The sequence below is a fragment of the Mycobacterium sp. Root265 genome (genome assembly GCF_001428895.1).
Taxonomy (GTDB): Bacteria; Actinomycetota; Actinomycetes; order Mycobacteriales; family Mycobacteriaceae; genus Mycobacterium.
Genome location: NZ_LMJA01000005.1, coordinates 94,840 through 105,929 on the forward strand (window position 1 = coordinate 94,840; position 11,090 = coordinate 105,929).

General features: G+C 68.1%; 8 protein-coding genes. 4 read left to right on the forward strand and 4 right to left on the reverse strand.

Translation table 11 applies throughout. From position 1 onward, the window contains the following. The 4 genes from ASE48_RS07860 to ASE48_RS33090 all read left to right on the forward strand — a co-directional run bounded on the left by ASE48_RS07860 (nt 1) and on the right by ASE48_RS33090 (nt 3,594). Nucleotides 1-888: an ABC transporter permease gene (locus ASE48_RS07860; protein WP_057166509.1), complete on the forward strand. Its 888-nt coding sequence runs from the start codon at nt 1-3 to the stop codon at nt 886-888. Continuing rightward, the gene (locus tag ASE48_RS07865) at nt 885-1,634 is read left to right on the forward strand and encodes an ABC transporter ATP-binding protein (protein WP_057166510.1); all 750 of its coding nucleotides are present in this window, start codon (nt 885-887) and stop codon (nt 1,632-1,634) included. Before ASE48_RS07860 ends, ASE48_RS07865 begins: the two co-directional genes overlap by 4 nt. A gap of 28 nt (nt 1,635-1,662) precedes the next feature. Further along, the gene (locus ASE48_RS07870; RefSeq protein WP_057166511.1) at nt 1,663-3,150 is read left to right on the forward strand and encodes a SulP family inorganic anion transporter; all 1,488 of its coding nucleotides are present in this window, start codon (nt 1,663-1,665) and stop codon (nt 3,148-3,150) included. Nucleotides 3,151-3,444: 294 nt separating this feature from the next. Next, nucleotides 3,445-3,594, forward strand: coding sequence for a hypothetical protein (locus ASE48_RS33090; protein WP_200962105.1), 150 nt, complete (start codon nt 3,445-3,447; stop codon nt 3,592-3,594). A gap of 33 nt (nt 3,595-3,627) precedes the next feature. On the opposite strand, the gene ASE48_RS07880 is transcribed toward ASE48_RS33090, so the two are convergent. The 4 genes from ASE48_RS07880 to recB all read right to left on the reverse strand — a co-directional run bounded on the left by ASE48_RS07880 (nt 3,628) and on the right by recB (nt 11,087). Beyond that, nucleotides 3,628-4,797, reverse strand: coding sequence for an enolase C-terminal domain-like protein (locus ASE48_RS07880; RefSeq protein ID WP_235570890.1), 1,170 nt, complete (start codon nt 4,795-4,797; stop codon nt 3,628-3,630). Further along, entirely contained in the window at nt 4,794-6,080 is a 1,287-nt protein-coding gene (locus tag ASE48_RS07885) for an MFS transporter (protein WP_082614051.1), read from the reverse strand. The genes ASE48_RS07880 and ASE48_RS07885 overlap by 4 nt, the downstream gene beginning before the upstream one ends. A 157-nt stretch (nt 6,081-6,237) precedes the next feature. Next, the gene (gene recD / locus ASE48_RS07890; RefSeq protein WP_057166514.1) at nt 6,238-7,851 is read right to left on the reverse strand and encodes an exodeoxyribonuclease V subunit alpha; all 1,614 of its coding nucleotides are present in this window, start codon (nt 7,849-7,851) and stop codon (nt 6,238-6,240) included. Next, complete coding sequence (gene recB / locus ASE48_RS07895; RefSeq protein WP_057166568.1) at nt 7,848-11,087, reverse strand: exodeoxyribonuclease V subunit beta; 3,240 nt, start codon at nt 11,085-11,087, stop codon at nt 7,848-7,850. Before recB ends, recD begins: the two co-directional genes overlap by 4 nt. Between the last annotated feature and the right edge of the window lie 3 nt (nt 11,088-11,090).

The window sequence follows — 11,090 nt, forward strand, 5'->3', positions numbered from 1 at the left end:
ATGACCCAGATCATGAACCGGCCCCTGGCGGCACCGCCGCCGACACTGTCCCCGCCGCGCGGGACGGGTACATCCCTGCGCCGCAGGCTGGTCGGCCTGCTACCGGCCTCCGTCGCGCGGCGCGCCCCGGCGCTGGTGCTACCGCTCATCCCGATCGTCGCGTTCCTGGTGCTCTGGCACCTGTTGACCGCCAACAACGTCGTCGCCTGGTTGCGGTTCAATCGGATGCCGTCGCCGGACGCGGTGCTGAGCACGCTGCTCGCCCGGGTCAGCACTGGCACCTACTACGACGATCTGCTGGCCAGCCTGCAGCGGATTCTGCTCGGATTCGGGCTTGCCGCGGTGATCGGGATCGGGGTAGGCGTGCTCGTGGGCCGCTCCGAGGTCGCCCGGATGACCCTCCGGCCGTTCATCGAACTGATCCGGCCGATCCCCGCGATCGCGTTGGTGCCGCTCACCATCCTGCTGTTCCCGTCGAGCGAGCAGGGCATCGTCTTCATCACGTTCTTCGCCGCGTTCTTCCCGGTGGTGGTCAGCACCATCCACGCCATGGACTCGATGCCCAAGGTGTGGGAGGAGGCCGCGCAGACCATGGGTGCGGGCCGGATGTCGCTGCTGTTCCATGTGGTGATCCCGGGTGCACTGCCCGGCATCTTCGCCGGACTGTCGGTGGCGATGGGCGTGGCCTGGATCTGCGTGGTGAGCGCGGAGATGATCTCGGGCCAGTTCGGTATCGGGTACTACACCTGGCAGGCCTACGGTCTGCTCGACTACGCGGGCGTGGTGGTCGGCATGATCTCCATCGGCGCGCTGGGGCTGGGCACCGCCTGGCTGGTCGAACGCGTCGGCCGTCGCGTCAACCGCTGGCTGCCGAGGGCGTCCCGATGAGCACCGGCGCCGTCAACCTCCAACAGCTGCAACTCGGTTTCGACGGTGTGGTGGCGGCGGACATCACTCTGACCATCGATCCCGGCGAGGTCGTCGTGTTCCTCGGCCCGTCCGGCTGCGGCAAGTCGACCATCCTGCGCGCCCTGGCCGGGCTGCTCACCCCGATGGGCGGAACCGCCACCGTCGACGGTGCGCCCGTGGCCGGCAACGCCGCTCAGTGCGCCATGGTGTTCCAGGAAGACGCACTGCTGCCGTGGCGCACCGCCCTAAAGAACGTGCAGTTCCCGCTGAAACTGCGCGGTGTGCGCGGCCGGGAACTCAAGGAGAAGGCCACCACCCGGCTGGAACAGGTCGGACTGGGCGACTATCTGGACCACCTGCCCAGCCAGCTGTCCGGCGGGATGCGTCAGCGCGTTCAGCTTGCCCGCACCCTGGCGTGTGAACCCCACGTGATGCTGATGGACGAGCCGTTCGGCGCGTTGGATGCCCAGACGCGCCTGGAAATGCAGCAGCTGCTGATGTCGGTCTGGGAGACCCAAAAGATGACGCTGCTGTTCGTCACCCACGATGTCGACGAGGCACTGTTGCTCGCCGACCGGATCGTGCTGTTGAGCCACCGGCCCGCCACGGTCGCCGAGGTCATCACGATCGAGAAACCCCGCACGCCCGAAGCCCAGTTCGAGGAGTCCTACCAGCGTCGCCGTCGCGCCATCCTGGAGTTCCTCGGCCACCGTCCGGCCGCCTAGCTTTTCTGCAGTCGTTCAAGGAGATTCAATGAGTATCACCGTCCCTGGGTTCCGTGCGGCCGCGACCGGTCCGTCGCTGCGTTCACCGGCGGTGCTGCGCACCGAGGTGCTCGCGGGTCTGGTCGTCGCGCTGGCGCTGATCCCCGAGGCCATCGCGTTCTCGGTGATCGCCGGCGTCGACCCCCGGGTGGGTCTGTTCTCGACGGTCACCATGGCCATCGCGATCGCCTTCACCGGGGGACGGCCCGCGATGATCACGGCCGCGACCGCGGCGGTGGCGCTGGTGGTCGCGCCGGTGTCGCGGGAGTACGGCGTGGGGTATCTGGTCGCCACCATCCTGCTGGCCGGCGTCATCCAACTGGTGCTGGCGTCGCTCGGGGTGGCCCGGCTGATGCGGTTCATCCCGCGCAGCGTGATGGTGGGTTTCGTCAACGCGCTGGCAGTCCTGGTGTTCGCCTCCCAACTGCCGCATCTGATCGGTGTGCCGTGGCTGGTCTATCTGTTGGTCGCCGTCGGCCTGCTGCTGATGGTGGCACTGCCGAAGCTGACCACAGCGGTGCCGCCACCGCTGCTGGTGGTGCTGGTGCTCACCGCCGCGGTGGTGGTGTTCGGATGGCAGGTGCCCGACGTGGGAGATCAAGGGGCCTTGCCGGATTCGCTGCCGATCCCCGGTCTGCCGGATGTGCCGCTCACCCTGCACACGCTGCAGGTCATCGCGCCGTACGCGTTGGGGGCGGCCGCGGTCGGGCTGCTGGAATCGTTGATGACCGCCAAACTCGTGGACGAAATCACCGACACCCCGTCCAACAAGACCCGAGAGGCGGGCGGACAGGGCTTCGCGAACGTGGTGACCGCGTTGTTCGGCGGCATGGGCGGGTGTGCCGTGGTGGGGCAGACGATGATGAACGTCAAGGTCGCCGGCGCGCGAACCCGGCTGTCCACCTTGATGAGTGGGGTGTTCGTGCTGATCCTCGTGGTGGCGCTCGGCGATCTCGTCGGACGCATCCCGATGGCTGCGCTCGTCGCGGTGATGATCGTGGTGTCGGCGGCGACGTTCGATTGGCACAGTGTGGCGCCCCGCACGCTGAAGATCTTGCCGCGCAGCGAGACCCTGGTGATGCTGGTGACGGTCTCGGGCACGGTCGCGACCGGGAATCTCGCCGTCGGCGTGGGTCTCGGTGTGCTTGCCGCGACGCTGGCCTTCGCGCGGCGCGTGGCGCACTTCACCTCGGTTCAGGCGATGGAGGGTCCCGACGGCACCCGCACCTATCAGGTGCGCGGTGACCTTTTCTTCGTGTCCAGCAACGACCTCGTGCACCAGTTCGACTACGGCAACGACCCGGACGACGTGGTGGTCGACCTGTCCGGAACGTCGGTGTGGGACGCCTCCTCGGTCGCCACGCTGGATGCCATCCGGAGCAAATACGCGTCCCGGGGGAAGGCTGTGCGCTTCACCGGGTTGGACCCGATCAGTCTGGACCGGCTCAACCGGTTGTCGGGACGGTTGGGCGCGTAGGCGTGCGCCGTCCTCCCTTGTGCCGGGATGGACGAAATGGCTGCTTCATAGACATGCGAAGCAGCCAAATCGTCGATTTCGGCGCAAGCGTAATGGCTAGTTCATCTAACTGAGCCAGGCAGTGATCGGTACTACGCCTGCCTAACAAAAATTCGGTTCCGGATCGCCGCAAACACCGCTGCGCGCTGCGCAAATGCGCGTAAGCGATCGTGTCCGAACTGCCGCCCGTATGACTGTGATTCACGGCACGCTATGCGCTACATTGTGACGGCAGTCATACGAAAGGGCGCGATCATGAGCGGTGTACTTCTGGGCATAGTGTTGGTCTTGCTGGGCGCCGGTTCCATCGCCGCCGTCGTGGCCGCCGCCGTCCTCGGATACGGCACGATCGCCCTCGCGATCGGCATCGTCTCCAGCGCGGCCTTCGCCGCCAAGACGGTCTGAACGCCCGGATCTGACTCCCCGGCGGTTGCCGGGTCAGTACCTCACGGTCGTATGGGCGTCGATGTACTCGAAATCGAACTGCTCACCCAGGCCGGGTAGTGACGGCATGTCCACGTGACCGTCCTTGGCCAGCGGATCCACGTTCGCGAGTTGATGCGGCGGCACCCAGTCATAGTCCACATGAGGGTGAAGCAGTCCGCGCTCGTACCAGGGTGCATTGGGTGAGGCGCCGACCAGCGCCAGGTTGGCCGCGCCGTGCCCGTGGATCTCGCACGTCATGCCGAACGCATCAGCGAGGTGTGCAGCTTTGAGCGCCGGAGTGATTCCGCCGGTGTTCATGGCGCCGGCACGCAAGATGTCGCAGGTGCCGAGCACCCAGTCGGCCCGGGACCGGTGCCGTCCCGCGACGGTCTCCGGGCCCACCACGGGTGTTGCCACCTGCTCGGACAACCACCGGTAGGACTGCGTCGAGTACTCGTCCATCGGTTCCTCGAACCACGCGAACTTCAATTCGTCGAGGGCCCTGCCGATCTGCAACGCCTGGGTCCGCGAATACCAGTGATATCCGTCGAGCATCAGATCGATACCCGGGCCGACCGCCTCCCTGACCGCGGCGCACGCCGCGATATCCCGTTCGACACTCGGCGCACCCTCGATGGGCGGCATCCAGGTGTGCAGCTTGATCCCGCGGTAGCCGCGCTCCACCAACTCGACGGCAAAGTGTGCGTAGTCCTCCGGGGTGGCCAACCCGCCCGGTATGTCGTCGCCGCACATGACGCTCCCATAGGCGAGCACTCGTTCCTTGAAGCCACCCAGAAGCTTCCACACGGGTGTGCCGAAGCGCTTTCCGGCCAGGTCCCACAACGCCTGATCCACATAGCTCAGGGTGTGGTCCGGCAGTTCCGCCGCGCGCGAGCGTGAACGTCGGAAGAGATCCTCGCCGATGTGTTCCCGCATCAACGGATCGGTGTTCGTGAGCACGGGCCGCAGGTGTTGTTCCACCTGGTCGGCCCGAAGGTAGGCCGGTTTCCCGACGACCACGCCTTCGGCGCCGTCGGTGTCGCGCACCCGCAGCAGCGCCAGCGTGATCTCGGTGCGTGGCCCGGGATGGTCATGGCCGTCCGAGTCGAGGACTGTCATCTTGGCGCTCTGGAACAGTTGAACGCTGACGGTTTCGATCACCGGCGAGCTGTGGGCGGTCACTTGTGGATCCTTTCGATGTCGGAGTCCGAAACCTGTTGTGCAGCTTCGTCTTCGTCGAGTTCGGTGGTTGTTCGATTGTGGAAGGTGAAGAAGGCGGTAGACGTTGCCACGACGACCACCACCGCGAGAAAGGCGAACAGCGCGCGCGGCCCAGCCAGCAGGATGGTCGGAGTCAGCAAGGCGAACGCCGCGGCCAGGCCGCGGGCCGCCGCGATGATCGCGCCCTGGGCCGTGGAGCGCAGCAAGGTCGGAAACGATTCCTGGGTCCAGAGTTTCATCATGGCCTCGCTGGCGAACACGGTGCCGATGGCCCAGAGGACCAGCATCGTCGAGAGCGTGAAGGTCGTCGGTCCGGCGATCGCGGGTAGCGCAGAGCCCGCCACCGAGCACAACGCGCCGAACACGAACCACTTCATCCGGTTGGGGCCGTCGACGACCTTCATCAGCACGAACACCAGGAAGAAGCCCACCGCGGTGGCGATCAGCTTGACCGTCGAGAAGTGACTCACGGTGGACCCGGCGACCTTGACGAACATGTAGGCGCCGAACTGGCCGTTGGTGTTACTGCCCAGGTTCATGAGTGCGTAGAAGATGATCAGGGCCGTGAACGACAGCACGTAGGGCGGTTTCATCAGTTCGCGCAGCGCGCCCTTCGACCGCGTCCCGGTGGCGTCATCGAGCGCGACGGCGCGGGCGGTCTGCCAACGATCGGATTCGGGCAGGCTGATCCGGGCGAGCAGGGTCAGCAGTGTGACCAGTCCGATGTGGGCGTACATGATCTGCGCGCCGCTGCGGCCCGAGTCGCCGAACACCGAGCCGAGCGCCAGGCTGGCGATGGTGCCGAGTTTCCAGAGCAGGTGCGAGAAGGTCACCAGACTGCCGCGCTGGCCGGCCTTGGCGGCCTCGGCGATCGTCGCCAACGAGACGGGCAGGTCGGCCCCGGCGCCCAGGCCGATCAGCACCAGGCCCGACACGAGATAGCCGTATGTCGGCGCGAGAATGACCACCACTGCGCCCAGCAGGATCACCGCCATGGTCACCAGGAAGACCGAGCGGCGCCCGAACCGGTCGCCGAGGCGTCCGCCGATCACGGAGCCGATGGCGATGGCCACGGTGAGGGAGGCCGAGGCGGCGCCGATCTGCCCGGCGCTCAAGCCCATGCTGTCGCTGAGCATGACGACGGCGGTCCCGCTGGTGACGATGGCGGCAGCGTCGATATAGGACGCCATCCCCGCGACAAATGCTGTCCACCATATGGATCGGGCAGTTGTTTCCGGTCTCATTGTCAGCTCCTCATCGAGTTAACCGCCCGCTTCCGCAATGTGAAACGTTTCAATTTCTGCGGTGGGTGAAGGGTAGATCACACCGGCGCCGACGATCCAACACTCGTTGAGCATCGATTGATACCGAAAGTGGATCGGCTTACGATTGAACACCCTGCTAAACCCGCAACCGCAACCCGAGCCCGGTGGCCCGTACGGCCTGCCGGTCGATCGCTGCGCGCACCTCGGCTTCGGATCCCACCACCCGCACGCGGCGCTGGGCCCGTGTCACCGCGGTGTAGAACAACTCCCTGGTCAGCAGCCGGGAATCCTCCGGAGGCAGCAGCACCGTCACCTCGGCGGCCTGGCTGCCCTGCGACTTGTGGATCGTCATCGCGTGCATGGTCTCCACCTCCGCCAGCCGGCCCGGGGTGAACGACAAGGCGCCGACCGCCACCCGCAAGCCGTCCGGTGATGCCACCGTCACTCCGGTGTCCCCGTTGTACAACTTGAGTCCATAGTCGTTGGCGGTCACCAGGATCGGCCGTCCGGCGTACCACGTGGACCACAGCGGCTCGCCGGTCGCCTCGGTCAGCCACCGTTCCACCTGACGGTTCCAGTGCGCCACCCCGAACGGGCCGCGCCGGTGCGCGCACAGCAACCGGTGCTCCTCCAGCGTTTGCAGCGCGGTCGCCGTGTCGCCGAGCACGCACGCCTCCCGCAACCGAAGTGCCTGCGGCAACAGCACATCGCGCAACGACTGGGCCGAGCGCAGCCACTCGATGTGCTCCCCACCGGAACGCAGCACCTGCAGCGCGGCGTCGGCATCGCCGTCGCGCACCGCGGCGGCCAGATCACCGATGTCGGCCCCGAACCGATGCGAGGTCCGCAACGACGCCACCCGTGACGCGCCCAGCCCCTGCACCAGATCCGCCAGCACCGCACCGGCTTCCACCGATGCCAGCTGATCCGGATCACCCACCAGCAGCAGCCGGGTGTCCGGGCGCACGGCCTCCAACAATCGGGCCATCATGGTCAGCGACACCATCGAGGTCTCGTCGACGACGATGACATCATGCGGAAGCCGGTTGCCGCGGTGATGGCGGAAGCGCGAGGAGGTGTCCGGCCGCGACCCGAGCAGCCGGTGCAACGTGGTGGCCTGCAGACCGGTCAGCCGGGACCGGTCCGCCTCGTCGAGTTCGTCGACAGCGGTCTGCACCGCCTCCTGCAACCGGGCGGCTGCCTTGCCGGTGGGCGCGGCCAGCGCGATCCGCGGGGAAGGCCTGTTCTCCAGCGCCGCCTGCTCGGCGAGCAGGGCCAGCAGCCGCGCCACCGTCGTGGTCTTGCCGGTGCCCGGCCCACCGGTGAGCACCGTGAGTCCCTGGGAGAGCGCCATGTTGGCCGCTTCGCGCTGCTCTGCGTAGTCGTCGTCGAACAGCCGCAGTACGTCCGGAGCCTGCCCGGGGGGAACGGTCCCGGCCAGTGCCAGCACATCGGCGCACACCTGCTGCTCCTCCAGCCAATACCGGTCCAGATAGAGCAGGTCGCCGAACAGTCGCAGCACCGGCGGTGTCTGGGCCAGCGGGCTCGCCGCCACCGCTGCCAGCCAGTCATCGGCCACCAGGTCCACCGACGCTGCGGCCGCACGCAGATCCACGCACACCGAGCCGCCGCGCAGCGCTCGCACGACCAGCCGCACGGCCAGCGCCACGTCCTCCGAGGTCTCCCCGGCCAGTGCCGTCAACCGTTGTGCCACCTGGATATCGGCGGATTCGAAGTCGTCGATGATCATGGACGCCCCAGAAGGTCGGACAGTGCGATGGTCAGCGCGGCCGGGGGGTCCCAGCTGAAGACACCGGCGGGATGGCCGTCCTGCACGGGGGTGAGCGCACCACACATGCCGCGCACGAACAGATACATCACCCCACCGAGGTGGCGCTGCGGGTCGTAGCCGGGCAACCGCCACGACAGATAGCGGTGCAGCACCACGCTGTACAGCAGCGCCTGCAGCGGATAGTCGGAGTGCAGCATGGCCTCGACCATGCGTTCGCGGCCGTAGTCGGCGGCGGTGAGCGGCGTATCGGCGATGCCCAGCCAGTTGGTCTTGTAGTCGACGATCACGAACCGCTCACCGATCCGCAGCACCGCGTCCACCGAGCCCGACAGATATCCCCGCAGCGGTTGCCGGCCCAGCGCACCCGCCGACAATCGGCCCGCGTAGGACGCCAGCGGGTCGTCGGTGCTCAGATGCTCGGCCAGCAGTGCGCCGACGTCGGACAACCGCGCGAACGTCCCGGCCGCGATGTCGCCGCCGGCCAGTGGGAACTCGAAGTCCAACTCCCGCAACCGGTCCGGCAGGCCGATCTGGCGCAGCGTGACCCCGGGCGCCAGCGGGCCCAGGTCGGTGTCGTGCATCGGGACGAGTGCTGCGGCCAGCTCCTCGGCAGCCACCGTCACCGGCCAGCGCGCGGCGTGCTTGCGCACGTGCTCGGCCAATTCGGTGGCCAGATCGGCTGCGAACGGGTCGGCGGTCTCCAGCACCGCGTGCACCAGCGAGCCGAAGGCCGCCCCGCTGGGAAGCTCGGCCATCGGCGAGGGCACATCCGCGCCGGAAGCCGGTGCCACCAGCGGGATATCGGCCACCTCATCGTCGAGTTCGGCCACCTCCGGCTCACTGGACACCGGGGACTCTTCGGCGGCCCGCAGCAGACCGGAGTACGAGGTGCGCCGCCACGAGGTGTCGATGGCGCGGTGAAAATGGCGCACCGCGAGTTCGGTGGGCGCCGGTGGCGTCGGTGCCGGGGTGATCGGCTCGATCAGCGATTCCTCCAGCACCGGGCCGCCGGCTTCCTCCCACGCGCGCAGCCGGGCCAGCGCATCGAGGTCGGAGACCTTGGCGGGGCTGCAGACGGCCGGCACCTCGGCCTCGCCGGGCGAGCGGCCCCGCATCAGCCGCGACAGCCCGCCGTTGGGTTCGTCCCAGGACGGCGCCCACCACGCCACCACCTGCGAGCAGGCGCGCGTCATCGCCACGTAGGTCAGTCGGCTGTCATTGGCGGCGGCCTCGGCCTTGCCGGTGCGCAGCACCACCGGATCGGGGTCGCCCACGTAGAGGCAGCGGACGCCTTCGTCGTGGTACAGAACCGGATTCGGGTCCGGCGAGTATCGGTTGAACGCGAACGGCAGATACACGATCGGGTACTGCAGGCCCTTGGAGACCCACACCGTCATGATCTGCACCGCGGCGGCGTCACTGTCGAGGCGACGGTTGCGTTCGGCCGACCCGGCCTCCTCGATTGTCTGGGTGCGCAGCCAGTCGCGTAGCGCGGGCAAACCGAAACCTTCACGGTGCGCGGCGTTCTGCAGCAATTGGGTGACGTGGGCCAGGTCGGTCATCAACCGCTCGCCGCCCTGCCAGGACAGCACCTGCTTGCCCATACCGCCCAGCTGCGCGGCCTCCAGCACCGCGGCCACCCCGCGTTCCCTGGCGTGCCCAGCCCAGCTCCGCAGCTCCTCGGCGACCCGGTCGGTCAGCGGGTCACCTCCGGCGGCAAGGCTTTCCGCGGTTTCGCGGAAGAACACCGTCGACGCCGCCGCCCGGACCAGGCCGGGGCGGTGCGGCTGCTCGAACGCCTCCAGCAGGCACAGCCAATCCTGCGCGGCGGCCGAGGCGAACACATTCGAATCCCCGGTGTACACCGCGGGGATACCGGCCTCGGCGAGCGCGGTGTCGCAGGCCCGGGCGTCCTTGTGGGTTTCCACGATGACGGCGATATCGCGGGCCTCCAGCGGCCGTCCCGCGAAGGTGGCGCCGCCGGCCAGCAGCGCGCCGATATCGGCGGCCAGGTCTCGGCCGATGTGCTCACGGAGACGGTCGATCCCGATGGTTCGGGTGCCCTTGCCGCTGCGGGTCACCACCCGCAACCGGAACGGATCGTTGCGCGGTGCACCGGACAGGCGGTGGCCCCGATGATGCGCGGACACCTCGTGTACGACGATTCCGGGACCGCCGAGTTGTGCGCCGCCGAGCACCACCTGCAGCCGGTTCACCAGGGCGGCGTCGCTGCGCCAGTTGATGCCGAGGGTCTGCTTGTCCCCGGCGGTTTCCGCGGCCCGCAGGTAGGTGTCGATATCACCGCCGCGGAAGGCGTAGATGGCCTGTTTCGGGTCGCCGATCAGGATCAGCGTCGACTGCCCGGCGAAGGCCCGCTCGATGACCTGCCACTGCACCGGATCGGTGTCCTGGAACTCGTCGACCATGACCACCGGCCAGCGTTGTGGCATTCGCACCCGGGCCGCCGAATCGGGGTCGGCCAGCGCGTCGGCCAGTCGGGTCAGCAGATCGTCGTAGCCCAGTACGCCGCGGCGCCGTTTGCGGATCTCCAACTCCGCCAGCACATCCCGGGCGAAGCTCAGGCACTCCGCGGTGAGCGAGTCCGGGTCGGCCTCCAGCGGCCGCAGTTCGGTCGCCGGGTTGCGCACCACCTGGGACGCGAGCTTCTGGGCGTCACGGTAACTCAGCCGGGGTGCGTCGGAGTCATTGCCGAACCGGGCCAGGTACAGGTCGTCGACGATCTCGGACACCAGTTCGTCGAGGCTCTCCACCAGGGTGACGCCGCTGTCGCTGTCACCGGCCACACCAAGGGATTTCAGCACGATGTGGCAGAACTGATGCGTGGTCGCAATGGTGGCGGCATCGAATCCGGCCAATGCGTCGCGCAGCCGCTGATGCCGCGCGCCGCGGTCCTCGGCGATCAGGTGGCGCAGCAGATCGTTGTCCGCCGCCGATGGATCCGCGAAAGCGGCGAGCGCGCCCACGATCTGGCCGCGCACCCGTTCGCGTAGTTCCTGGCTGGCGGCCCGGCCGAAGGTGATGAGCAGCATCTCGTCGAGGGTGGCCCGGCCCTCGGCGACCATCCGGGTCACCAAACCGGCCAGCGCGAAGGTCTTGCCGGTGCCGGCGCTGGCCTCCAGCACCGTGGTCGATCCCGGCGCGGGCAGGGGCCCGGTGAGGTCGAAGGTGCGCACCTC